This is a genomic window from Thermomonas sp. (assembly GCF_041905325.1).
Lineage (GTDB): Bacteria > Pseudomonadota > Gammaproteobacteria > Xanthomonadales > Xanthomonadaceae > Thermomonas.
In genome coordinates this window covers 111,083-133,607 of the sequence record NZ_JAYRLK010000003.1, presented here as the reverse complement: position 1 = coordinate 133,607, position 22,525 = coordinate 111,083, and the positions used below count along the sequence as shown (strand labels likewise).

Genomic DNA, 22,525 nt, shown 5'->3' with positions numbered 1-22,525 from the left:
CCGTTTGACACCGCCTGCGCCATGATGCCGCCATGACCGATACCGCCACCACGCTGCTGATTCCCGGCCCCGCCGGCCCGCTCGAAGCCTGCCTCGAGGCGGCGGCCGCGCCCGCGCAGCCGGTGCTGGCGATCGTCTGCCACCCGCTGCCCACCGAAGGCGGCAGCATGCACAACAAGGTGGTGACGATGCTGTCGCGCGCCTTGCGCGAATCCGGCGTGGCCACCTTGCGTTTCAATTTCCGCGGCGTGGGCGCATCCGCCGGCCAGTTCGACGACGGCCGCGGCGAGCTGGACGACTTGCGTGCGGTCGCGCGCTGGGCGCGCGCGCACCAGCCCGGCCGGGCGCTGTGGCTGGCCGGTTTCAGCTTCGGTGCCTGGATTTCGCTGCGCGGCTGCACCGAATTGCAGGCCGATGCCTTGATCAGCATCGCCCCGCCGGTGGGACGTCGCTGGGGCTTCGACGATCTCGCGCTGCCCGCCGTGCCGTGGCTGGTGGTGCAGGGCGAGGCCGACGAGATCGTCGATGCACACGCGGTGCGCGCATGGCTGGAAAGCCTGCCGCAACCCCCGCAGCAGGTATGGATGCCCGACACCGGCCACTTCTTCCATCGCAAGCTGCTGGACCTGCGCGGCGCGGTACAGCACGAAATCCAGTCCTGGCTGCCGCCTCCGACGGCCGCATGAGCAACAGCCTGCCCTCCACCCGCTACGCCGACGGCGTGGCCCGCGGCGACTGGCGCGACGACCCGGCGCAGCACGGCGCATTGCAGGCGCTGGACCGCCTGCATGCCGCCCTGCTGCAACCGGTTCCCGCACGCGGATGGCTGCACCGCCTGCTGCGCCAACCGCCACCGCCGGCCGTGCCCGGGCTGTACCTGTGGGGCGGGGTGGGGCGCGGCAAGACCTTCCTGATCGATCTGTTCTACGACGGCCTGCCGTTCGCGGAAAAACGCCGCACCCATTTCCATCGCTTCATGCGCGAGGTGCACGAGCGCCTGCGCCGGCATGCCGGCGAAAGCGACCCGCTGGCCGCGATCGCCCGCGAATGGCGACACACCTTGCGGGTGCTGGTGCTGGACGAGTTCTTCGTGCTCGACATCGGCGATGCGATGGTGCTGGGGCGGCTGCTGGAGCGCCTGTTCGCCGAGGGCGTGACGCTGGTGACCAGCTCCAATACCGCGCCAGCCAACCTGTACAAGGACGGCCTGCAACGCGCGCGCTTCCTGCCCGCCATCGCCCAACTGGAGCAGCAGTGCGCGGTGGTGGAACTGGTGAGCGCCACCGATTACCGCCTGCGCGCGCTGACCAAATCGCCGGTGTACCGCACGCCGATCGATGCCGCCGCCGATGCATGGCTGCACCAACGCTGGATGGAGCTGAGCGGCGACACCACCCACCTGGACGCCGGCATCGTCATCGACGGCCGCCGCATTGCCGTGCGCGCGCGCACCAAGGGCTTGTGCTGGTTCGACTTCGCCGCGTTGTGCCAGGGCCCGCGCGGCAGCACCGATTACATCGAAATCGCACGCGAGTTCCATACCGTGCTGGTCGGCGGGATCCCGGGGTTCGACGCCAGCAACGAAGACGCCGCCCGCCGCTTCGTGACCCTGGTCGACGAACTGTACGACCGCCACGTCAACCTGGTCTGCACCGCCGCCGCCGCGCCGATGGACCTGTATGCCGGCGAGCGCCTGACCGGCGCATTCGAACGCACCAGCTCGCGGCTGGTGGAAATGCAATCCTCCGATTACCTGGCCCACGAGCACCGCAGCGAATGACCTCCCATCCCATTGCCGGCTCGCCGCTGGGCCGCGAAACCGCCTATCCCACCCACTACGACCCGGGCCTGCTGTACCCGATCCCGCGTGCGCTGGGCCGCGCCCCGCTGGGCATTGCCGGGTACGCACTGCCCTTCATCGGCCATGATCGCTGGCAGGTCTTCGAACTGTCGTGGCTGGACACGCACGGCAAACCGCAGGTGGCCACCGCCACCTTGCTGGTGCCGGCCGATTCGCCGTCCCTGATCGAATCGAAATCGCTCAAGCTCTATCTCAACTCCTTCAACGCCGGCCGCTTCGCGGATGCCGAGGCGGTGCGCACGCGCATCGAAGCGGATCTGTCGCGCGCCGCCGGTGCGCCGGTGGTGCTGACCTTCGGGCTACCGCGGCAGGGCACGCCCGACGCCGCCTTCTGCATCGACACCCTCGACGTGGCGATCGACCACTACGGCCCGCCGGATGCCGCCCTGCTGCAAGCCGATGCCAGCCAGCCAGTGGAGGAAACCCTGCACAGCGCGCTGCTCAAATCCAATTGCCCGGTGACCGGCCAGCCCGACTGGGCCGACATCACCGTTGCCTATGCCGGCCCGCGCATCGATGCCGCCAGCCTGCTGCGCTACCTGGCCAGCTTCCGCGAGCACGCCGAATTCCACGAGCAATGCGTGGAACGCATCTTCACCGACCTGCTGGTGCATTGCGCACCGCAGCGGCTGTCGGTGGAAGCACGCTATACCCGTCGCGGCGGGCTGGACATCAATCCCTGGCGCGCCACCCCGGGCAGCGGCGCGCCGGGGGCCATGCGCAGCCCGCGCCAATGACGCCGGCACGGCGCCCTGCAGCGGTTCTCGCCGGTGCCGTGCTGGCCGCACTGGCGGCGGGCGGCTGCACCCGCCCACCCGCCGCAGCACCCGCAGCACCGGCGTTGCCAGCGGCGGCAGCACCCACCCCGCCACCGGCCACTCGCATCACCCGCGTCGTGCTTGGCAATGCATTGGGCAGCGACCATCACGTACTGCTGCCGCGCATCGTGTTCGCCCCCGGCGACCCGCTGTACCTGACCGTGGAGCTGCACGGGGCCACCCCCGCCACGCCCCATCGGCTGGCGGTGAAATGGACGCACGAAAGCAGCCGGCAGCGGGTACTGGAAGAAGCCAAGTTGTTGCAGTTCGCGGGCCCGGCCTACAGCAGCTTCCAACTTTCCAATGCACACCCGTGGCCGGCAGGCCTCTACAAGGTCGAGGTGATGCTGGACGGGCATCTGGCGCAGTCGCGGTTGTTCGAAGTGCACTGAAGCAGTGCACCACCACGGCCAGAATCGCGCGGCCCGGAAATTGAAGAACCCCGAGCGCATCACCGGTTCAATCCCCGCGTGTGCGGGGAACGCACTAACAGCCGGCCACTTCAACGGTAGTAGTCCGGTTCATCCCCGCGTGTGCGGGGAACGCGAAAGCGTGCCGTTTCTTGTGGCCAGCGCGGCCGGTTCATCCCCGCGTGTGCGGGGAACGCTGGTGGACGTACAACCCGGAGAACGAAGACGACGGTTCATCCCCGCGTGTGCGGGGAACGCGCGCACATCCTGCATCTTGTTCTTCACGGGGCCGGTTCATCCCCGCGTGTGCGGGGAACGCGAGGGGAAGTGCCGCAGCATCGGCGGCATCATCGGTTCATCCCCGCGTGTGCGGGGAACGCGTGACCACCCTGTTCCAGAATATCCACGATGGCGGTTCATCCCCGCGTGTGCGGGGAACGCGCATTCGATGGCGGCCAGCACAATGTCGCGTTGCGGTTCATCCCCGCGTGTGCGGGGAACGCGCTGGCGGCGAGCGCGGCAGGAATTTTGCAACTGGTTCATCCCCGCGTGTGCGGGGAACGCGTTGTCGCGGCGCTGCTAGATCATTGTCATGGCCGGTTCATCCCCGCGTGTGCGGGGAACGCTCGGACGCATCGCGCGCGTACATGCTCGGGAACGGTTTGCGTGTTTCCAGCGGCTCGCGATTCAACAGCGTTTCGACAACTGCGGCCACGTCCAGCATATGGGCCAGCAGCCCATGGCCGTTGCTATCCCCGCTTTTTGCCCAAATGATTCTTGATGCCGGCGAGAGCCCCGAAAATTTCAAACATTCCCCCTTTGTTTGGCATTGATCCGATGCTGTCAACGGAGTTTGCCACTCACCCGTCTCATATCCTGAGACTCTTCTTCATATTCTTCCCCACCCCCGCGTTTTCCCCCCGCCCCCAATGCGCGACAATGGCCGCTTCCCCATCTGTGCAGGCCGCCATGTCCAAGATCCTCTACACCCTGACCGACGAAGCGCCGTTCCTCGCCACCGCCTCGTTCCTGCCGATCGTGCAGGCGTATGCGAAGACCGCCGGGGTGGCGGTGGAGACGCGCGACATCTCGCTGGCGGCGCGGATCCTGGCGCAGTTCCCCGAGCTGCTGGGCGAGCGCGCGGTGGCGGACGACCTGCGCGAGTTGGGCGAGCTGGCCAAGACACCGGAAGCCAACATCATCAAGCTGCCCAACATCAGCGCTTCGATCCCGCAGCTGAAGGCCGCGATCAAGGAACTGCAGGGCAAGGGGTATCCGCTGCCGGAGTACCCGGATGCGCCGCAGGGCGATGGCGAGAAGGATGTGCGCGCGCGTTACGGCAAGGCGATGGGCAGCGCGGTGAACCCGGTGCTGCGCGAAGGAAATTCCGACCGCCGCGCGCCGAAGGCGGTGAAGGCGTATGCGAAGAAGCACCCGCACCGGATGGGCAAGTGGGACGCATCCTCGAAGTCGCACGTGGCGCACATGACGGCCGGCGATTTCTACGGCAGCGAGCAGAGCTACACCCTGGTCAACGCCGGCCCGGTGCGGATTGAATACACCAGCGTGACCGGCAGCAGCTTCCCGCTGCGCGGGCCGGTGCAATTGCAGGCCGGCGAGATGATCGACGCCTCGGTGATGAGCGCCGGCGCGCTGGCCGATTTCATCGACGCGCAGATTGCCGATGCCAAGGCGCGCGAGGTGTTGTTTTCGCTGCACCTGAAGGCGACCATGATGAAGGTCAGCGATCCGATCATGTTCGGCATCGCGGTGTCGCGCTTCTATGCGCCGGTGCTGGAGAAGCATCCGCGCACGCTGGCCGAGATTGGTTTTGACCCCAACAACGGCATCGGCGACCTGTACGCCAAGCTGGGCCAGCTGGCCGACGCCGAGCGCAGTGCGATCGAGGCTGACATCGCCGCGCTGTATGCGCAGCGGCCCGGCCTGGCGATGGTGAATTCCGACAAGGGCATCACCAACCTGCACGTGCCGTCCGACGTGATCGTGGATGCGTCGATGCCGGCGATGATCCGCGACAGCGGCCGCATGTGGAACGCCAAGGGCGAGCTGCAGGACACCATGGCAGTGATCCCGGACCGCTGCTACGCCGGCATCTACCAGGTGGTGATCGACGATTGCAGGGAGCACGGCGCGTTCGACCCGGCGACGATGGGCAGCGTGCCCAACGTCGGCCTGATGGCGCAGGCGGCCGAGGAATACGGCAGCCACGACAAGACCTTCAAGATCAGCGGCGACGGCGTGGTGCGGGTGATCGACGAGCACGGCACCGTGCTGCTGCAACACCCGGTGAAGGCTGGCGACATCTGGCGCATGTGCCAGACCAAGGACGCGCCGGTGCGCGACTGGGTGAAACTGGCGGTCAGCCGCGCGCGCCTGTCGAACACCCCGGTGGTGTTCTGGCTGGATCCGCAGCGCGACCACGACCGCGGCCTGATCGCCAAGGTCGCCGCCTACCTCAACGACCACGACACCGCCGGCCTCGACATCCGCATCCTCTCGCCGGTGGAAGCGATGAAGTTCTCACTCAAGCGCATCCGCGAAGGGCTGGACACCATCAGCGCCACGGGCAACGTGCTCCGCGACTACCTGACCGACCTGTTCCCGATCATGGAGCTGGGCACCAGCGCGAAGATGCTGTCGATCGTGCCGCTGATGAACGGCGGCGGCCTGTTCGAAACCGGCGCCGGCGGCAGCGCGCCCAAGCATGTGCAGCAGTTCCTGGAAGAGGATTATCTGCGTTGGGATTCGCTGGGCGAATTCCTGGCGCTGGGCGCATCGTTCGAGCATCTGGCCAACACCACCGGCAATGCACGCGCGCAGGTGTTGGCCGATGCGCTGGATGCGGCCAACGCGAAGTTCCTCGACAACGACCGTTCGCCCGGCCGCAAGCTGGGCACCATTGATAATCGCGGCAGCCATTTCTTTGTTGCGCTGTACTGGGCGCAGGCGCTGGCGGCGCAGACCGCCGATGCCGAACTGGCGGCCAGGTTCGCGCCGCTGGCCCATGCGCTGGCGGAGAACGAGACGAAGATCGTCGAAGAACTCGTTGCGGTGCAGGGCAAGGCCGTGGACATCGGCGGCTACTACCAGCCGGACATGGCCAAGCTGACGGCGGCGATGCGGCCGTCGGCCACCTTCAACGCGGCGTTGTCCGCACTCTGAAGGATGCGCGCGCGCACGCCAGGCCTGTCCTGCGGCAACCCCCGCGCCCGGGGTGACTCAGGCGCGGACGTCGAGCAGGGATCCCAGCATGGCGTCGTGGGTGCGCAGGACTTTCAGGTTGGCCTGGAATGCGTAGCTGGCATCCCTGGCTTCCGGAAGCTCCTGCGTCAACTCGGGCGGGCCGGGTTCCTGCCGCTGCTGCGTCGCCACGCCACCGTCGGGCGTGGCCGTCTGCGTCACCCGCTGGCGCTGGGCATCCTGCACCTGCATCCGGGCCACGTTCTGCGCGGCGGCGTCCAGCCGCTGCTGGGCTGCGCGCATGCCCGATGAAGCGGTTGCCGTGATCGACATGCTGCCTCCCGTGATTGGCATCGACGCGGCCAGTCTGCGCCGGTCCTGTCCCTGCAACCGTGACCCGCATCGCGATTGCCGCATCTCGCCCGCCATGATGCGCCCGGCATGTTGATCGCCCTGAACAAGCCCTACGGCGTGCTCTGCCAGTTCACCGACCGCAGCCAACCGCCACGGCCGACGCTGGCCGGCTTCGGCCTGCCGGCGGGCGTGTATGCCGCCGGCCGGCTGGATGCCGATTCCGAAGGCTTGTTGCTGCTCACCGACGACGGTGGGCTGGCGCATCGCCTCACCGACCCGCGCCACAAGCAGCCCAAGACCTATTGGGTGCAGGTGGAAGGGGTGCCCGAGGCCGCGCAGTTGCAGGCGTTGCGCAACGGCGTGCTGCTCAACGACGGCCCGACGCTGCCGGCGCAGGTGCAGCGGATCGACGCCCCGGTGCTGTGGCCGCGCGATCCGCCGGTGCGTTTCCGCAAGCGCGTGCCGGACGCATGGCTGGCCCTGACCCTGGCCGAGGGCCGCAACCGCCAGGTACGACGGATGACGGCAGCCGTGGGGCTGCCCACCCTGCGGCTGGTGCGGGTGGCGATGGGCGACCGGCGGCTGGATGGGCTGCTGCCGGGGCAATGGCGGGTGCTGGAACACGGCCCCGCCAGCGCGTCCGCACCGCGGCGCGGGCGTTGAGCGCCGCGCGCGCGGTTTGCTAACGTCCACATCACCCTTGCGCGCAGCGGCGAACGTGCCCACCCGAATCTCCGAGACCGGACGCTTCCTGATCCTCCGCGATGCGCCGGCGGATACCGCACCCGTGTGCGCCTTGTTGCAAGCGCGCGGGCACCAGGTCTGGCAGGTGGCCCCGGATGGCCCGGTCCTGGACATCGCCCGCACCACCCCGCCCGACCTGGTGCTGCTGGACTTGCCGCTGGCGGCGTGCGTGGCACAGCTGGACGCCTTGCACACGCTTCCGGAACTGGCGCAGGTGCCGGCGATTTTCCTGGTGGACGCCCCTCCGCAGGAGCAACGCCTGGCGGCCTTCGATGCCGGGGCGCTGGGCTATCTGGTCAAGCCGGTACACCCGGAGGAATTGCTGGCGCGCATGCAGGTGCAACTGCGCCTGAAACTGACCCGCGACCGGCTGGAGCAAGTGGCACGCGAACGCCAGCAGTTGGTCAATCTGGTAGCGCACGATCTGAAGAACCCGCTCACCAGCGTGCTGTTCGCCTGCGAAATGCTGGCAATGCCGGACTGCAAACCGGAACGCGCGCCGCGCTACCTGCAAATCATCGACGACAGCGCGCGCGAGGCGCTGGGCTACATCCGTGGCTATCTGGGCACGCAGGCGCTGGCCGGTTGCCCACTGCCCGAGACCGCACGCGCCTGCGCGCAACTGGGCAGCGTGGTGCGCTGGCTGGCGGCGCGCTACGAGTTGCAACTGGAAGCCAACGGCATCCAGCTGCAACTGCACCTTCCAGATGCCGAGGCCTGCGTGTGCATCGATGAACAACGGCTGCGACAGGTGGGCGAAAACCTGGTCGGCAACGCACTGAAATACGCCCGCAGCGGGGGCGAACTGGAGCTGCGGGTGCGTGCCGGCGCGCACGGTGCATGGCAGCTCGTCGTGCAGGATCGCGGCCCGGGCGTGCCGGCCAGCTTCCAGCCACGGCTGTTCCAGCCCTTCCAGCGCCTGCCGGGCGGGGAAGCCGATGCCGGCAGCTCGCACGGGCTGGGGCTGGCACTGGCGCGCCAGATCGTGGTGGCGGCCGGTGGCCGGCTCTGGCATGAAGACCGCGAGGGCGGGGGCGCGCGCTTCACCGTCGAACTGCCGGTGGCCCGCTGCCCCGTCTGAGCCGCTTCAGACGCCGTAGTCGTCCTGCTCGTAGTCGCCACGCCGCAGCGCCCGCAGCTGCCGTGCCTGGCCTTCGATCGAAGCCTGCTGCTGTTTGCGCTGGCGTGCCGCCAGCCACAACAGGCCCACCCCCACCACCGCCGCGCCCACCAGCACCGGATTGCGGCGGACGAAGTTGCCGGCCACCTTGGAGCTGGCACGCAATGCACCCAGTGCCGCGCCGGTTTCCACCCACGTCAGCGCCTTGTCGGGCATCTTCCGGCGCAACCCGTCGCCCACTTCGGCCAGCAATTCCATGGCCCGATCCTGTGCCCTGTCCAACTTGCTCATGCGGCGCTCCTCGTGGGGTCGACAGCCCCAGTATGGCGCGAACCCTCGCCCGGGGGAATCATGTGCCGCGCGGCTTCGCCCGGTGCGTGGCAGTGGCATTCCACGGGTCGTCCGGCCACGGATGGCGCGGGTAGCGGCCTTTCATTTCCTTCTTCACTTCGGCATAGGTATTGGCCCAGAAGTTGTGCAGGTCGGCGGTGACTTGCAGTGGTTTGCCGCCGGGCGAGAGCAGGTGCAGCAGCAGCGGCACCCGGCCATCGGCAATCCGCGGCGTCTGCGCCAGCCCGAACAGTTCCTGCAGCTTCACCGCCAGCACCGGCGGCGCTGGCTCGCCGTGGTCGTCTAGGCGGTATTCGATGGCGCGCTCCAACCCCGACGGCACCGCGATGCGGGTGGGCGCCAGCTGGTCGATGCGCTGGCGCAGGTTCCAGTCGATGCCGGACTTCAGCGCTTCGGCCAGCTCGGCGCCGTCCAGCGCATCCAGCCGGGTCTTGCCGGCGAACGCGGGCTGCAGCCAGCGCTCCAGCGAGGCCAGCAGCGCGGCGTCGGACAGATCCGGTAGGCCCAGCGCCGGCATCCAGCCGCGCAGGCACTGCATGCGGATACGCCATTGCGACAGCCCGTCGCTCCACGGCAATACCGCAAGACCCAGTTCGCGCACCGCAGCGGTCAGCGCGTGCGCGGCGCGGGCCGGATCGACCCGACCGGCGGATTTCACCGCCAGCACGATGCCGTCGAAGCGCTCGACCCGTTCGCTGCGCAGCGCGCGCTTCCCAGCATCCCAACGCACCTCGTCGGCGTCGGAAAAATGCGTCGCAAACTCCGCGCGCAGCAGCGCCTCGTCCACCGGCGCGGCGCGCAGCAGCAGCGCGTCCTTGGCCTCGAAGCGCAGCTCGCTGGCCACGATCCACGGCTCGCCGTACAGCGCGGAATCGTCGAACAACCGCGCCATCCGCCCGTTCGCCAGCTGGTAGCGGCGCGGGTCCTGCGGATGCTGCTTCGCGATGCGATCGGGAAAGGCATGCGCCAGCAGGTCGCCCAGCGCATGCGCCGGCACCGAGGCCGGCGGCGAGGCATCGCAGCGCAAGCGACGACGCCACTGTTTCGCTGCGGCGTCGATGGCGGCCAGCGCGGAACGGTTGGCGTCGGCAGGCACGCGCCCATTGCGGAACGCGGCCAATGCCTGCCAGCGCTCGGCCAGTGCGTCGGAGCGGCTGCGCAGCGGATCGCGCGCTTCCACCAGCGCCGCCAGATCGCAGGCCAGTGCGATGCGTGCGGGCGCATCGGTTGCCAGCAGCATCGCCGCAAGTCGCGGATGCGTGCCCAGCGCCAGCATGCGCCTGCCGCGCGCGGTGAGCTTGCCCTCGCGCAATGCATCCAGGCGCTGCAACAAATCCCTGCCTGCGGCCAGCGCGCCCGATGGCGGCGGATCGACGAAGCGCAGTTCGCTGCTGCCCCAGGCCGCCAGCTCCAGCGCCAGCGCGGCCAATTCCACCTGCGCGATTTCCGGCTTGCGCTGCGGCTCCAACCGCTGCGATTGCGGCCACAGGCGATACGCCCAACCTTCCGCCACGCGACCGGCGCGACCGGCACGCTGGTCGGCGCTGGCCTGCGAAATCGTCACGCTGTCGAGCCGCGAGAAGCCGCTGTTGGGGTCGAAGCGCGGCTCGCGCGCCAGGCCGCTGTCGATCACCACGCGCACGCCGGGCAGGGTGACCGACGATTCAGCGACGTTGGTGGCCAGCACCACGCGCCGGCGGCCATCTGGCGCGGCCTGCAGCACGCGCGATTGCTGTTCGATGGGCAGGTCGCCGTGCAAAGGCAGCACCTCGAAAACCGGGAGCTGCGTTGTCGGCGACTGGGGCATTGCGTCAAGCGCGCCATGGATGGCGCGCGCCCGAATCGGGGCAGGATGCCCCGACTGAGGGGAAAGCAATGCCCCGGTCACCGGCAGCGCAGCCGCGAGCATCTGCTCCACCTTCGCGATCTCCCGCCGCCCCGGCAGGAACACCAGCACGTCGCCGGGATGCGCGGCCAGCGCATGCTCGACGGCGCGGCGGACCTGCTGCTCCAGCGCCTCGTCGCGGCGCGCCGGGAAATGCGCGATCTCGACCGGAAAGCTGCGGCCCGCGCTCGACAGCCGCGGCGCGTCGAGGAGCGCCGCCAGCCGCTCGCCGTCCAGCGTCGCCGACATCACCACGATCCGCAGGTCCTCGCGCAAGCCGGCCTGCACGTCCAGCGCCAGCGCCAGCCCGAGGTCTCCGGCCAGGTGGCGCTCGTGGAACTCGTCGAACAGGATCGCGCCCACGCCTTCCAGCAGCGGGTCGTCCTGCAGCATGCGGGTGAGGATGCCCTCGGTGACGACCTCGATGCGGGTGTTCGGCCCGACCTTGTTCTCGAAACGGATGCGATAACCCACCGTCTCGCCGACCGCTTCCCCCAGCTGCTTGGCCATGAAGCCGGCGGCCGCGCGCGCGGCCACCCGGCGCGGCTCCAGCATCACGATGCTGCGGCCCGCAAGCCACGGCGCGGCCAGCAGCGCCAGCGGCACCTGCGTGGTCTTGCCCGCACCCGGCGGCGCTTCCAGCACCAGCCGCGGCTGCGCGTCCAGTGACGCGAGGATGTCGGGCAGCAGCGGGGTGATGGGGAATTGCATGCGCGCATTGTAGAAGCGCGGCACCTGCTCTACTCGCTGCGAAGACAGCGAGGGAGCCGACTCCTCTAAAATCGCGCCATGCAGCTCATCGATATCGGCCTCAACCTCACCCACGACAGCTTCGACCGCGACCGCGATGCGGTGTGGCAGCGCGCCCGCGATGCCGGCGTGCGCCAGGCCATCCTCACCGGCGCCTCGCGCGAGCATTCGCCGAAGGCGCTGGAGCTCGCACTGACCCGCCCCGGCGAATGGTTCGCCACCGCCGGCGTGCATCCGCACCACGCGACCGAGTACACCGCCGAATGCGATGCCGAGATGCGCGCCCTGCACGCCCATCCGCAGGTGGTGGCGGTGGGCGAGTGCGGGCTGGACTACTTCCGCGACTTCTCGCCGCGGCCGGCGCAGCGCAGCGCATTCGAGCAGCAATTGCAGATTGCGGCGGACACGCAGAAGCCGCTGTTCCTGCACCAGCGCGACGCCCACGCCGACTTCATGGCGATGATGAAGAACTTCGAAGGCCGGATCGGCCCGGCGGTGGTGCACTGCTTCACCGGCACGCGCGAGGAACTGTTCGACTACCTGGACCAGGACTGGCACATCGGCATCACCGGCTGGCTCTGCGACGAGCGCCGCGGCCAGCACCTGCGCGAGCTGGTGAAGAGCATCCCCGCCCGCCGCCTGATGGTGGAAACCGACGCGCCCTACCTGCTGCCGCGCACGCTCAAGCCGATGCCGAAGGACCGCCGCAACGAGCCGGCGTTCCTGCCGCACATCGTGGAGGAACTGGCGCGCGACCGCGGCGAGGCCCCCGCCACCACCGCGGCCAACGCCACTGCCGCCAGCGCCGCGTTCTTCCGGCTGCCGGCATAGCGCATCCACACGTCCCTGCTGCATCAACGCAGGGGGCACTCTCTTTCCAACCACTATTCGGACGCTGGCAACCAGCCTGACAGCGCATCGGTGCGCTGGCGTGTCAGCCAGGTTGCAAGGCTGTCGCCACGCTGCGGATAGCGCACGTTCGCGAACTGCAGCCAGGCATCGCGATAGTGGATCCAGGCACGCTGTGCCTTGCGCACGTCGCCCACGGTGACCGTTCCGGCATCGCGAATCTCGCCTGCGTTGCCAGCCAAGCCATCGGTATTGGTCATCACCTTGCGAAAGACGGTATTGAGACGGTCATCCGCAGCCTTGCGCTCGGCGATGCCCGCAGTTGGCAGACGCGAGGACTCCAACGCTTCCAGCAGCGTGACGAAGACATCGAGCTGTTCCTGCTCATGGTCGGCAACCAAGGCCAAACGCGCCGAGCCGGAAAGATCGACTTCGTTTTCGCTGCTGACCTCGGCAAACACCTGCGCGGCTGCCAGCAGCGGCTGCCATGCCGCACGCTGTGCTGCGGTCCAGTGCATTTCGATCTGATCCAGCCGCTGCAGACGACGTTGGGTTCTGAGTCTTGCCTCGTGCCGCGCACAGACACCGCCTGCAAAGCCGCTGGTGATGTCATCGCAGAAACTGAAATCGTGCCCCGACCAATGACGCTCTTGCAGCTGCTGCAAATGCGCGATGCGCCCCCCCAATTCCGCCGCCGCACCTTCCACCCGACACGCCAGTGCGGTTGCCAACTGCAGATCGCGGTGCGCACCGACGCCGTTGGCGTAAATCGTCATCAGCATGCCGATGCCGGTGAAACCATTGCTGCTGTTATCGCCCTGTTCGGCCTCGCGCATCGCGCATTGGCGCGCCCGCACCGGGTTGGCGGGCATGCCGATACCGTAATACAGCTCTTCGGAATCACAATCTTTCAGCTGCTTCCCGTCTTCCGCCGAGGGCCGATCCTCTGCTGGCGGCTGCATGCCACGCAGGCGCGAACACAAGGCTTTCGACGGCTGGAACTCGGCTTGCGGAAAGTTCGTGTCGTCCGCCCAGTTCCAATCGCCAGCCGACGCCGAATGGCTGCTCAGCATCAGCAACAATGCCAACGATGCAATTCCCGGCATCACCTGGTTTCCTCCACCTTGTGCCAACCATCGAAGCGGCTGCCTGTGCTCACGCCGTCACAAGCGGCCCGAGGCTCAACGCTTCACCAACTCCACACGGCGATTTTTCGCCTTGCCTTCCTCGCTGCCATTGTCGGCCACCGGCTGACTGGCACCATGGCCATGGGCGCTCAGGCGCTTGGCGTCGATGCCCAGCGCCTCCAGTGCAGCCACCACCGCCTTGGCACGGCCTTCGGACAAGCTCTGGTTATGCGCGGCGTCGCCGGTATTGTCGGTATGCCCGTTCACGTCCAACTGCAGCGACGGCTCCTCCTTCAACAACTGCACCACCTGCGCGATCTGCAGCTGCGAGTCCGGCAGGATGTCGGTCTCGTCGGTAGCGAAATTCACCTGCAGCGCCACCTTGCCGTTGGCATCGATCTGCTTTTTCAATTCGGATGCAGGCAGCAGTTGGGCGGTCTGCTCGAACGCCTTCTCCTGGCCCACGATGATGCCGGCCTGCGACGTGCCCTGGCAGAAATGGATCCAGAGATTGCCCTCGGTTCGGTGCACCACGTAGGTCACCACCGGCAAGCTGTAGACGTCTCCCAATCCGGTGATGAAGCCTTGGGCGATCTCGTCACCCCACCCTTTCACGGTGTCATAGGGGATTTTTTCCTCCGAGACCTGCACGCCACCCATCTGCGCCACCAGAGCGTCCAGGTTCTTGCGCATCTCCAGCGGGCTGTAGTCGCCTTCCTTCTCGGGGTAGACGTTGACCAGATAGAAGCGCCCTTCCACCCAGTGCGCCGCGCCTTTCACCCAGAACGGGAAACGGGCGAATTTCTTGGTTTCCGGGCTGCCATTGCTCATGTAGCCCTGGGGCAGGCTGATGTAGGGGAAATCGCCCAAGGCCACCGTGCTCAACGGCACTGTATTGATATCGAAATCAGCCGACTTGGGCGTCGCCGTTGCGGCAGGCGATGCAACGTCAGCCGCCGCTGCGCTGCTGGCCACACTTGCCGCACTTGTCACATTCGGCTTCTTGCAACCAGGCAGCAGCGCCAGTGCGGCGAGCACGACCAACCACGGGGAATGGCGCTTTGTCATCCTTGAAACTCCAGCGTGTGCGGGGGAGCGCGGATTTTAGCGATGCCGGTCACATATTTCGTGCGCCCACGCATGCCCCTCTTTAGTGGACTCACCGGTTCAGTTATGTGCTAGGCTGCGCCCTTTCCCGTCCCCCTCGTCCGGAAATCGCGCATGCGCTCCCCCCTTCGCCTGTTCGTGCCGGGGCTTGCCCTTGGCTTGGTGCTGCTCGCTGCGGCCTGCTCCAAACCCGCCACCACCGACAAGCCCGCCGCCTCGCAGGCGGTCAGCGTGGTCAACGTGCAACGGCAATCCCTGCAACGCAGCGTGGAGGCGTCCGGCCCGGTGGCGGCATGGGAAGAGATGCAGCTGGGCGTGGAACTCAGCGGCCTGCGTGTCACCGCGTTGCATGTGGACGTGGGCCAGTCGGTGCAGAAAGGCGCGCTGCTGCTGGAACTGGATCATCGCAGCCTCGACAGTGACCTGGCGCAGGCCAATGCCGCGTTGCATCAGGCCGAAGCCGGCGCGGAACTGGCGCGTTCGAAATACGCACGCGGGCAGGCGCTGGCGGACGGCCACTTCCTCAGCGCAATGAACCTGGACGAGTTGCGGGCCGCGCGCACCCAGGCCGAGGCGCAACTGGGCACCGCCCGCGCGGTGCGCGATGCGGCGGCGTTGCGGCGCAGCTATGCCGACTTGCGTGCGCCCGATGCCGGCCTGATTTCCAAACGGCTGGTGCAGCCGGGGCAGGTGGTGGCCGCCGGCAGCGTGCTGCTGCAATTGATCCGCCAGGGCCGGCTGGAATGGCGTGCCGACCTGGCCGAAGCGGCGCTGGCGCAGGTCCGGCCCGGGCAAACCGTGATCCTGCAAGGCAGCGGCGTGCAGGGCCGCGTGCGCGCGGTCACCCCCGGCGTCGACGCCGGTACCCGTACCGGTACCGCCTATGTGGACCTGCCGGACCCCAAGGCGGTGCAACCCGGCACCTTCGTGCAGGGCCGCATCCTGATCGGTCAGGGCGAGGCCCTTGTGGTGCCCGAGAACGCCGTGCTGCGCCGCGACGGCCACACCTACGCCTTCCGCGTTGCCGACGGCACCCACGCGCAACAGGTGCGCATCGAGGTCGGCAGTGCCCAGGGCGGCATGCTGGAAGTGCGCAGCGGCCTGCGTGCCGGCGACCGCGTGGTTGGCACCGGTGCCGGTTTCCTGGCCGACGGCGACCGCGTGCGCATCGTGCCGGCGCCGGAGACCACGCCGTGAGTGGCGGCGGCACGCTGTCCACCTGGGGCATCCGCAACCCGGTGCCCGCCATCATGCTGTTCTTCGTGTTGTGCGTGGCCGGGCTGTGGGGCTTCCACCAGTTGCCGGTGGCGCGCTTCCCCGACATCAGCTTCCCGATGGTGACGGTGGTCATCACCCAGCCGGGCGCTTCGCCGCAGCAACTGGAAACCGAAGTCACCCGCAAGGTGGAAGACGCGGTGGCCACGCTCAACCACGTCAAGCGGGTGTTCTCCACGGTGGTGGACGGGCAGTCCACCACGGTCATCGAATTCCGTCTCGACGCCAACCTGCTGGAAGCGCTGAACGACAGCAAGGATGCGGTGACGCGCATCCGCATGGACTTGCCGCAGGACATCCAGGAGCCGGTGATTTCGAAAGTGGAAATCGTCGGCTCGCTGCTGACCTACGCGGTGGAGGCGCCGTCGATGCAGCCCGACGAGGTGTCGTGGTTCGTCGACCGTTACGTCGCCCGCACCCTGTACGGTGTCAACGGCGTGGCGGCGGTCACCCGCATCGGCGGCGTGGACCGGCAGATCCGCGTGGATCTGGACCCACAGGCCCTGCTGGCGCAGGGCATCACCGCCGGTGCGGTGAACCAGCAACTGGCGGCCATGCAGGTGGATCGCCCGGGCGGCAAGACCGAGCTGGCCGGCCAGCAACAAAGCGTGCGCACGCTCAACACGGTGCGCGATGCGCAGGCCCTGCGCGCCTTCAGCATCGCCCTGCCGAACGGCCAGCACACCCGGCTGGATGCGCTGGCCAAGGTCAGCGATGGCCATGCCGACCCCACCCAGATCGCGCTGCTCGATGGCAAGCCGGTGGTGGGCTTCTCGCTGGCGCGTTCGCGCGGTGCGGACGAGTTGAAGGTGCGCGATGCCGTGCGCGCGGCGCTGGCCGAACTGGCCAGGCAGCACCCCGGCGTGCAGTTCCGGCAGGTCACCGACATGTCGGAGGAAACCCAGCGCTCGTATTCGTCGTCGATGACGATGCTGTGGGAAGGCGCGCTGCTGGCGCTGGCGGTGGTGTTCTGGTTCCTGCGCGACTGGCGCGCCACTTGGGTGTCGGCGATTGCCCTGCCGCTGTCCATCATCCCCACCTTCGCGGTGATCCAGTGGCTGGGCTTCAGCCTGAACATGATCACCCTGCTGGCGTTGAGCGTGGTGATCGGGCTGCTGGTGGACGATGCGATCGTGGAGATCGAGAACATCGTGCGCCACCTCGGCATGGGCAAGAAGCCGCTGGACGCCGCGCGCGATGCGGCCGATGAAATCGGCACCGCGGTGATCGCCACCTCCATCACCCTCGCCGCGGTGTTCGTGCCGGTCGCGTTCATGCCCGGCGTGTCCGGCAAGTTCTTCCGCGAATTCGGCTGGACCGCCGCCACCGCCGTGCTGTTCTCGCTGCTGGTGGCGCGCCTGCTCACCCCGATGATGGCCGCGCACCTGCTTGCACCCAAGCCGCATGCGGAGGAAGACGGCGCGCTGATGCGGCGCTACCTGGCATGGGTGGACAAGGCCTTGCAGCACCGCTGGAAGACGCTGGGGATCGCCGGCGCGTTGTTCGTGGCCTCGCTGGCATTGGTGCCGCTGATCCCCACCACCTTCATCCCGGTGTCCGACCAGGGCCGCAGCATGCTCTCGCTGGAGCTTGCCCCGGGGGTGCAGATCGAAGACACCCGACACATGACCGAGCAAGCGCGCGCGCGGTTGCGCGCCATCCCCGAGCTCAAGCAGGTGTTCACCCAGATCGGCAGCGTGCCGAACCTGGGCGACCCCGCCAAAAGCGGCCTGCCGGACCTGCGTCGCGCGGTGTTGACGCTGGAATGGGGCGCGTCCAGCACCCGCCAGCGCAGCCAGCGCGCGCTGGAGAACGAGGTGCGCACGCGGCTCGCCGACCTGCCCGGGGTGCGCCTGAGCTTCATGAGCAACGAACCCGGCGAGTCGATGCAGCTGGTGCTGGCCGGCGACGACGCCGAGACGCTGAATGCCGCAGCGGCAAAAGTGGAACGCGACCTGCGCACATTGCCGGGGCTGGGCAGCATCTCCTCGTCGGCCTCGCTGCTGCGGCCGGAGATGCAGATCCTTCCGGATTCCGCGCGCGCCGCCGAACTGGGCGTCTCCACCACCGCGATCGCGGAAGCCGCACGCATCGCCACCAGCGGCGACTACGTGCAGCGCATGGCCAAGCTCAACCTGGCCGACCGGCAGGTGCCCATTCGGGTCGGCTTCGACCAGGCCACCTTGGCGCAACCCGGCCTGCTGGGGCAATTGCGCGTGCCGGGCAAGCGCGCGGCGGTGCCGCTGGCGGCGGTGGCCAGCATCCAGGAAGGCAGCGGGCCGTCGGTGATCAACCGTTACAAACGCCAGCGCAACATCACCCTCACCGCCGAACTCAACGGCCGCCCGCTGGGTGAAGTGATGGGCCAGGTGCAGCAACTGCCCGCAGTCAAGGCCTTGCCGCCGGGCGTCTCGTTCATCAACACCGGCGACTCGGAAATCTTCGTGGAAATGTTCACCGGCTTCGTGATGGCGATGGTGGCTGGCATCCTCTGCATCTACATGGTGCTGCTGCTGCTGTTCCGCCACCCGATGCAGCCGTTGACCATCCTCAGCGCGATCCCGCTGTGTGCCGCCGGCGCATTCGGCGCCCTGCTGATCACCCGCCACATGCTGTCGCTGCCGGCGCTGATCGGGCTGTTGATGCTGATCGGTATCGCCAGCAAGAACTCTATCCTGCTGGTGGACTACGCGGTGATGGCCGAAGACGAACACGGCCTGCCACGCCATGCCGCACTGATCGATGCCTGCCACAAGCGCGCGCGACCGGTGATCATGACCACGATTGCAATGGGTGCCGGCATGCTGCCGCTGGCGCTGGGCTTCTCCGGCGAATCCAGCATGCGCGCACCGATGGCATGGGCGGTGATCGGCGGGCTGGTGACGTCCACCGCACTGAGCCTGCTGGTGGTGCCGGCGGCTTACACCGTGCTGGACGATGCCGGCCACTGGTTCGCACGGCGCTGGCGCGGCGCGAAGGCGGGCAAGAACCCGGCGGCTGCGGCTTAACCCCGCAGCCCCACCCCGCGCTTGAGCAACTGCAGTGCCAGCGTGGCCAGCACTGCCACGAAGCCCAGCATCAACGCATAGGCCACCCACAGCGGCACGTCGCTTTGCCCCAGCAGGCCATAGCGGAAGGCGTTGACCATGTAGAAGATCGGGTTGGCGTGGGTGGCCGCCTGCGCCCAGCCCGGCAACAGGTTGATCGAATAGAACACGCCGCCCAGGTAGGTGAGCGGGGTGAGAATGAAGGTGGGCACGATGGCGACGTCGTCGAACTTCTTCGCGAACACCGCATTGATGAAGCCGGCCAGGGAAAATATCACCGCGCCCAGCAACACCGCGCTCAGCGTCACCAGCGGATGCGGCACGTGCACGCGGGTGAACAGCATGGCGATGACCATCACGATGCCGCCCACCATCACCCCGCGCAGCACCGCGCCGGCCACATAGCCGGACAGGATCACCCAGTGCGGCACCGGGCTGACCAGCAGCTCTTCCACGTAACGCCCGAACTTGGAGCTGAAGAACGACGACGACACGTTGCCGTAGCTGTTCTGGATCACGCTCATCATCACCAACCCCGGCACGATGAACTGCATGTAGTCCATGCCGCCCATCTTGCCGACCCGGCTGCCGATCAGGCCGCCGAAGATCAGGAAATACAGGGTCATGGTGATGGCCGGCGGGATCAGCGTCTGCGTCCAGATGCGCAGGATGCGGCTGACTTCGCGGCGGGTGATGGTGGCCAGCGCGGTGAGGTTGGGATTGCTCATGGCGTGGCTCCTTCCCTGGCGGTCATCCGCACGAACAGTTCCTCCAGCCGGTTGCTCTTGGTGCGCATCGAACGCACCCGGATGCCGGCGGCGTCGAAGGCGGCGAACACGCGGTTCAGGTCCATCGCGCGCGGCATGTCCAGGTCCAGCGTGTGGTCATCGGTGGCGTGCAGGCTGGCGCCGTCGATCCGCGGCAGGGCTTGCGGCAGGTCGCCTTCGATGTCGAACAAGAAGCCTTCCACGTCGAGCTTGGCCAGCAACGCCTTCATCGGCCCCTGCTCGACGATGCGGCCGTGGTCGATGATGGCGAGGTTGCGGCACAGGCTCTCCGCTTCCTCCAGGTAGTGGGTGGTCAGGATGATGGTGGTGCCGGCGGCGTTGATCTGTTGCAGCGTGGCCCACATGCCGCGGCGGATCTCGATGTCCACGCCGGCGGTGGGCTCGTCCAGGATCAGCAGCTTCGGCTGGGTCATCATCGCGCGGGCGATCATCAGGCGCCGCTTCATGCCGCCGGACAGCGAACGGCTGACCTTGTCGGCCTTGTCCCACAGCTGCGCCTCCTTCAACACCGTTTCGGCGCGCACCAGCGCCTGCGCACGCGGCAGGCCATAGAAACCGGCGTAGTTCACGCAGATGTCCAACGGCTTTTCGAACATGTTGAAGTTGAATTCCTGCGGCACCAGACCGATCTGGCGCATCGCCGCATTGCGCTGGCGGGCGACATCGATGCCGAACACCTCCACGCTGCCGCCGCTCTTGTTCACCAGCGAACTGACGATGCCGATCAGGGTGGATTTTCCGGCCCCGTTGGGGCCCAGCAGGGCGAAGAAATCGCCGGGTGCCACGTCCAGGCTGACGCCCTGCAGCGCTTGCACGCCGTTGTCATAGGTCTTGCGCAAATCGCGCACGCGCAGCGCGGGCGCGGCAGTCGTAGCCGTAGTCATAAGGGTCATGCCGGGCCTCGTGCGCGGAAGGCCGCGCGGGAAGCCGGTAGTATAGGCAGCCTTGTGGCACCACCCTCGCCACGCAGTGTTGCACCTTCGTGGCCATTGTCCATTTCCCGCTCAAGCTGGTTTCCCGCCGCATGATCGCGCCCAGCGTGGCGCACCTGTCGTTCCTGCGCGACGACGGTCAGCCGCTGCCCTGCATCCCGGGACAGTTCATCCAGATCCACTTCGAATACGCCGATGGCAGCGCCGCCAAGCGCAGCTATTCGATCGCGGTGGGCCGCGCGCTGGACGCACCCGCGGATGGCCGGGTGGACATCGCCGTCAGCTACGTGCCCGGCGGCGCGGCCACCGCGCTGCTGGAAGCGCTCGCCATCGGCGCCACGCTCAACGCCAGCGGCCCGTTCGGGCGTTTCTGCCTGTACCCCAACGACGCCAACCGCCGCTACCTGCTGATCGGCACCGGCACCGGCATCACCCCGTACCGGGCGATGCTGCCGCAACTGGCGCAGCAGATGGCCCAGCGCGGCATCGAAGTGGTGCTGCTGCAAGGTGCGCGCACGCCGGCGGAGCTGCTGTATGGCGACGAGTTCCGTGCCTTCGCCGATGCCCACCCCGGTTTCCGCTACCTGCCCTGCCTGTCACGCGAATTGCCCGCCGCGGATTCACCGCATGCGCACCCCGACGTCCGCCACGGCTATGTGCAGAACGTGCTGCCGGAACTGTCCCCGGACCCGGCCACCGACATCGCCTACCTGTGCGGCAACCCGGACATGGTGGATGCCAGCTTCGAGGCCTTGAAGGACGGCGGCCTGCCCATCCCGATGATCCGGCGCGAGAAGTACGTCAGCAACAAATAAGCCGGTAACGGCGGCATCGTCTGTCAAGCACGCTTGACAAGCGCATCGCGGGGTAGGCATGCTGTTGTCAAGCTCACTTGACAGCACATGGGGCGCATTCATGGCCAAGCCACACGCACGCAAGAACTCCGGCATCACCTTCCTCAGCGTCGGCATCGCCTTCATGGCGGTGTCCGCCAGTGGGCCAACTGCATTCCTGGGCGTGGGCGTGACGTTCGTCGCCCTCGGCGTCGCCCTCCTCGCCAAGGCCCGCAAGGACGACCGCCCGTGACCCTGCGCCGCTGGATGCTCGGCTTCGGCGTCATCGCCGTGGGCTGCCTGCTGCTGGCCGCCGCCGGCCAGTGGCTGCTGCATTGGCCGAAGGATGCGGTGCAGACCTGGCTGGGCATCGGCACCGGCTACCTGCTCGGCGCGCTGCTGTTCCTGCTGGTGCCGCGTTGGTGGCGCGAGCATTGCGACGAGATGTATGCGCAACCGGCCGGCAAGCGCTACCTCAAGGCGCTGTGGCCGATCATGGGTTTCTACTCGCTGGCGCTGTTCGCCTCGATCTGGTGGATCAAGCGCGGCATCGATTCGTTGCCCCTGCGCGCGGTCGTCGCCATCACCCCGGCCCTGGCCATCGTGCTGCTGATGCGCGCCGCGCTGCGTTACCTGCGCGAGATCGACGAGTTGCAGCGCCGCATCGAAACCGAGGCCATCGGTGCCGCCAGCCTGTTGGTGTCGGTGCTGTACTTCGCCGGCGGCCTGCTGGAAAAGGCCAAGGTGCTGCATTTCGATGCGGCGGCGGTGATGGTGTGGGTGTTCCCGCTGCTGATGCTGTTCTACGGCATCGCCAAATACGTGTTCACCCGGCGCTACCTGTGAACAACCGCCTGCGCGAATTGCGCGAAGCCCAGGGCTGGTCGCAAGGCGAGCTGGCCCTGCGGCTGGAGGTGTCGCGGCAGACCATCAACGCGCTGGAAACCGGCAAGTACGACCCGTCGCTGCCGCTGGCCTTCCGTATCGCGCACCTGTTTTCCATGCAGATCGAAGACGTGTTCCTGCCCGATGCGGGCTGAACCCGTTCCCCTTTCCACCGCAACCACAAGAGG

At 67.8% G+C, this 22,525-nt stretch carries 21 protein-coding genes, 1 pseudogene and 1 CRISPR repeat array; of the genes and pseudogenes, 14 read left to right on the top strand and 8 right to left on the bottom strand.

The annotated features are described in order from the left end of the window. The first annotated feature begins 32 nt into the window (after window positions 1-32). From ACE3OK_RS04760 to ACE3OK_RS04745, 4 genes are read left to right on the top strand one after another with little or no spacing between them, the layout of a single operon-like run. A complete protein-coding gene (locus ACE3OK_RS04760) occupies window positions 33-686 on the top strand; it encodes an alpha/beta hydrolase (protein ID WP_374248405.1) in 654 nt (217 codons plus the stop codon). Further along, a complete protein-coding gene (zapE, locus tag ACE3OK_RS04755) occupies window positions 683-1,780 on the top strand; it encodes a cell division protein ZapE (RefSeq protein WP_374248404.1) in 1,098 nt (365 codons plus the stop codon). The genes ACE3OK_RS04760 and zapE overlap by 4 nt, the downstream gene beginning before the upstream one ends. Then, on the top strand, window positions 1,777-2,598 hold the full coding sequence (queF, locus tag ACE3OK_RS04750) for an NADPH-dependent 7-cyano-7-deazaguanine reductase QueF (protein ID WP_374248403.1): 822 nt from the start codon (window positions 1,777-1,779) through the stop codon (window positions 2,596-2,598). The genes zapE and queF overlap by 4 nt, the downstream gene beginning before the upstream one ends. Then, window positions 2,595-3,071, top strand: coding sequence for a hypothetical protein (locus ACE3OK_RS04745; protein WP_374248402.1), 477 nt, complete (start codon window positions 2,595-2,597; stop codon window positions 3,069-3,071). Before queF ends, ACE3OK_RS04745 begins: the two co-directional genes overlap by 4 nt. Before the next feature lie 64 nt (window positions 3,072-3,135). Continuing rightward, a CRISPR array of direct repeats spans window positions 3,136-3,715; the repeat unit is 28 nt; unit sequence GGTTCATCCCCGCGTGTGCGGGGAACGC. Window positions 3,716-3,765: 50 nt separating this feature from the next. Here the strand turns inward: ACE3OK_RS04745 and ACE3OK_RS04740 are convergent. After that, window positions 3,766-3,897, bottom strand: a pseudogene (locus ACE3OK_RS04740) (HD domain-containing protein); the annotation flags it as partial. Between the two features lie 161 nt (window positions 3,898-4,058). Here ACE3OK_RS04740 and ACE3OK_RS04735 point away from each other — a divergent pair. Further along, entirely contained in the window at window positions 4,059-6,272 is a 2,214-nt protein-coding gene (locus tag ACE3OK_RS04735) for an NADP-dependent isocitrate dehydrogenase (protein WP_374248401.1), read from the top strand. Window positions 6,273-6,329: 57 nt separating this feature from the next. Here the strand turns inward: ACE3OK_RS04735 and ACE3OK_RS04730 are convergent, their stop codons facing one another. After that, entirely contained in the window at window positions 6,330-6,623 is a 294-nt protein-coding gene (locus ACE3OK_RS04730; RefSeq protein ID WP_374248400.1) for a hypothetical protein, read from the bottom strand. 108 nt (window positions 6,624-6,731) lie between these two features. Between ACE3OK_RS04730 and ACE3OK_RS04725 the strand changes: the two genes are divergently transcribed. After that, complete coding sequence (locus ACE3OK_RS04725; protein WP_374248399.1) at window positions 6,732-7,307, top strand: pseudouridine synthase; 576 nt, start codon at window positions 6,732-6,734, stop codon at window positions 7,305-7,307. A 55-nt stretch (window positions 7,308-7,362) separates the two neighbouring features. Beyond that, window positions 7,363-8,469: an ATP-binding protein gene (locus ACE3OK_RS04720; protein WP_374248398.1), complete on the top strand. Its 1,107-nt coding sequence runs from the start codon at window positions 7,363-7,365 to the stop codon at window positions 8,467-8,469. Window positions 8,470-8,475: 6 nt separating this feature from the next. On the opposite strand, the gene ACE3OK_RS04715 is transcribed toward ACE3OK_RS04720, so the two are convergent. Both ACE3OK_RS04715 and hrpB read right to left on the bottom strand, forming a co-directional pair. Continuing rightward, window positions 8,476-8,799, bottom strand: coding sequence for a hypothetical protein (locus tag ACE3OK_RS04715; RefSeq protein WP_374248397.1), 324 nt, complete (start codon window positions 8,797-8,799; stop codon window positions 8,476-8,478). Between the two features lie 58 nt (window positions 8,800-8,857). Beyond that, the gene (gene hrpB, locus ACE3OK_RS04710; protein WP_374248529.1) at window positions 8,858-11,455 is read right to left on the bottom strand and encodes an ATP-dependent helicase HrpB; all 2,598 of its coding nucleotides are present in this window, start codon (window positions 11,453-11,455) and stop codon (window positions 8,858-8,860) included. Between the two features lie 78 nt (window positions 11,456-11,533). On the opposite strand from hrpB, the gene ACE3OK_RS04705 reads away from it, so the two are divergent. Beyond that, window positions 11,534-12,325: a TatD family hydrolase gene (locus tag ACE3OK_RS04705; RefSeq protein ID WP_374248396.1), complete on the top strand. Its 792-nt coding sequence runs from the start codon at window positions 11,534-11,536 to the stop codon at window positions 12,323-12,325. A 53-nt stretch (window positions 12,326-12,378) separates the two neighbouring features. Here the strand turns inward: ACE3OK_RS04705 and ACE3OK_RS04700 are convergent, their stop codons facing one another. Both ACE3OK_RS04700 and ACE3OK_RS04695 read right to left on the bottom strand, forming a co-directional pair. Then, entirely contained in the window at window positions 12,379-13,449 is a 1,071-nt protein-coding gene (locus ACE3OK_RS04700) for a lysozyme inhibitor LprI family protein (RefSeq protein ID WP_374248395.1), read from the bottom strand. Between the two features lie 75 nt (window positions 13,450-13,524). After that, window positions 13,525-14,538, bottom strand: coding sequence for an OmpA family protein (locus tag ACE3OK_RS04695; RefSeq protein WP_374248394.1), 1,014 nt, complete (start codon window positions 14,536-14,538; stop codon window positions 13,525-13,527). Between the two features lie 153 nt (window positions 14,539-14,691). Between ACE3OK_RS04695 and ACE3OK_RS04690 the strand changes: the two genes are divergently transcribed. Further along, complete coding sequence (locus ACE3OK_RS04690) at window positions 14,692-15,774, top strand: efflux RND transporter periplasmic adaptor subunit (RefSeq protein WP_374248393.1); 1,083 nt, start codon at window positions 14,692-14,694, stop codon at window positions 15,772-15,774. Next, window positions 15,771-18,860 carry an efflux RND transporter permease subunit gene (locus ACE3OK_RS04685; RefSeq protein WP_374248392.1) on the top strand — a complete coding sequence of 1,030 codons (3,090 nt, stop codon included), beginning with the start codon at window positions 15,771-15,773 and terminating at the stop codon, window positions 18,858-18,860. The genes ACE3OK_RS04690 and ACE3OK_RS04685 overlap by 4 nt, the downstream gene beginning before the upstream one ends. Here the strand turns inward: ACE3OK_RS04685 and ACE3OK_RS04680 are convergent. Both ACE3OK_RS04680 and ACE3OK_RS04675 read right to left on the bottom strand, forming a co-directional pair. Continuing rightward, window positions 18,857-19,627: an ABC transporter permease gene (locus tag ACE3OK_RS04680; protein WP_374248391.1), complete on the bottom strand. Its 771-nt coding sequence runs from the start codon at window positions 19,625-19,627 to the stop codon at window positions 18,857-18,859. The two genes, ACE3OK_RS04685 and ACE3OK_RS04680, sit on opposite strands and share 4 nt — an antisense overlap. Then, a complete protein-coding gene (locus ACE3OK_RS04675; protein ID WP_374248528.1) occupies window positions 19,624-20,571 on the bottom strand; it encodes an ABC transporter ATP-binding protein in 948 nt (315 codons plus the stop codon). The genes ACE3OK_RS04680 and ACE3OK_RS04675 overlap by 4 nt, the downstream gene beginning before the upstream one ends. Before the next feature lie 140 nt (window positions 20,572-20,711). Between ACE3OK_RS04675 and ACE3OK_RS04670 the strand changes: the two genes are divergently transcribed. The 4 genes from ACE3OK_RS04670 (at window position 20,712) to ACE3OK_RS04655 (ending at window position 22,492) form a co-directional block, all read left to right on the top strand. After that, window positions 20,712-21,434: an FAD-binding oxidoreductase gene (locus tag ACE3OK_RS04670; protein WP_374248390.1), complete on the top strand. Its 723-nt coding sequence runs from the start codon at window positions 20,712-20,714 to the stop codon at window positions 21,432-21,434. A 100-nt stretch (window positions 21,435-21,534) separates the two neighbouring features. Further along, window positions 21,535-21,705: a hypothetical protein gene (locus ACE3OK_RS04665; protein WP_374248389.1), complete on the top strand. Its 171-nt coding sequence runs from the start codon at window positions 21,535-21,537 to the stop codon at window positions 21,703-21,705. Then, window positions 21,702-22,298, top strand: a complete 597-nt coding sequence (locus tag ACE3OK_RS04660) for a hypothetical protein (protein WP_374248388.1) — start codon at window positions 21,702-21,704, stop codon at window positions 22,296-22,298. The genes ACE3OK_RS04665 and ACE3OK_RS04660 overlap by 4 nt, the downstream gene beginning before the upstream one ends. Next, the gene (locus ACE3OK_RS04655) at window positions 22,295-22,492 is read left to right on the top strand and encodes a helix-turn-helix transcriptional regulator (protein WP_374248387.1); all 198 of its coding nucleotides are present in this window, start codon (window positions 22,295-22,297) and stop codon (window positions 22,490-22,492) included. The genes ACE3OK_RS04660 and ACE3OK_RS04655 overlap by 4 nt, the downstream gene beginning before the upstream one ends. Window positions 22,493-22,525: the final 33 nt, after the last annotated feature.

Excerpts from the sequence above, each read along its gene's own strand:
- ACE3OK_RS04690 (WP_374248393.1), top strand. The coding sequence starts at position 14,692 with ATGCGCTCCCCCCTTCGCCTGTTCGTGCCGGGGCTTGCCCTTGGCTTG.
- ACE3OK_RS04665 (WP_374248389.1), top strand. The coding sequence starts at position 21,535 with ATGGCCAAGCCACACGCACGCAAGAACTCCGGCATCACCTTCCTCAGC.
- ACE3OK_RS04745 (WP_374248402.1), top strand. The coding sequence starts at position 2,595 with ATGACGCCGGCACGGCGCCCTGCAGCGGTTCTCGCCGGTGCCGTGCTG.
- ACE3OK_RS04730 (WP_374248400.1), bottom strand. The coding sequence starts at position 6,623 with ATGTCGATCACGGCAACCGCTTCATCGGGCATGCGCGCAGCCCAGCAG.
- hrpB (WP_374248529.1), bottom strand. The coding sequence starts at position 11,455 with ATGCAATTCCCCATCACCCCGCTGCTGCCCGACATCCTCGCGTCACTG.
- ACE3OK_RS04680 (WP_374248391.1), bottom strand. The coding sequence starts at position 19,627 with ATGAGCAATCCCAACCTCACCGCGCTGGCCACCATCACCCGCCGCGAA.
- ACE3OK_RS04700 (WP_374248395.1), bottom strand. The coding sequence starts at position 13,449 with ATGCCGGGAATTGCATCGTTGGCATTGTTGCTGATGCTGAGCAGCCAT.
- ACE3OK_RS04670 (WP_374248390.1), top strand. The coding sequence starts at position 20,712 with ATGATCGCGCCCAGCGTGGCGCACCTGTCGTTCCTGCGCGACGACGGT.
- ACE3OK_RS04760 (WP_374248405.1), top strand. The coding sequence starts at position 33 with ATGACCGATACCGCCACCACGCTGCTGATTCCCGGCCCCGCCGGCCCG.
- ACE3OK_RS04715 (WP_374248397.1), bottom strand. The coding sequence starts at position 8,799 with ATGAGCAAGTTGGACAGGGCACAGGATCGGGCCATGGAATTGCTGGCC.
- queF (WP_374248403.1), top strand. The coding sequence starts at position 1,777 with ATGACCTCCCATCCCATTGCCGGCTCGCCGCTGGGCCGCGAAACCGCC.
- ACE3OK_RS04735 (WP_374248401.1), top strand. The coding sequence starts at position 4,059 with ATGTCCAAGATCCTCTACACCCTGACCGACGAAGCGCCGTTCCTCGCC.
- ACE3OK_RS04695 (WP_374248394.1), bottom strand. The coding sequence starts at position 14,538 with ATGACAAAGCGCCATTCCCCGTGGTTGGTCGTGCTCGCCGCACTGGCG.
- ACE3OK_RS04675 (WP_374248528.1), bottom strand. The coding sequence starts at position 20,571 with ATGACTACGGCTACGACTGCCGCGCCCGCGCTGCGCGTGCGCGATTTG.
- ACE3OK_RS04705 (WP_374248396.1), top strand. The coding sequence starts at position 11,534 with ATGCAGCTCATCGATATCGGCCTCAACCTCACCCACGACAGCTTCGAC.
- ACE3OK_RS04725 (WP_374248399.1), top strand. The coding sequence starts at position 6,732 with ATGTTGATCGCCCTGAACAAGCCCTACGGCGTGCTCTGCCAGTTCACC.
- zapE (WP_374248404.1), top strand. The coding sequence starts at position 683 with ATGAGCAACAGCCTGCCCTCCACCCGCTACGCCGACGGCGTGGCCCGC.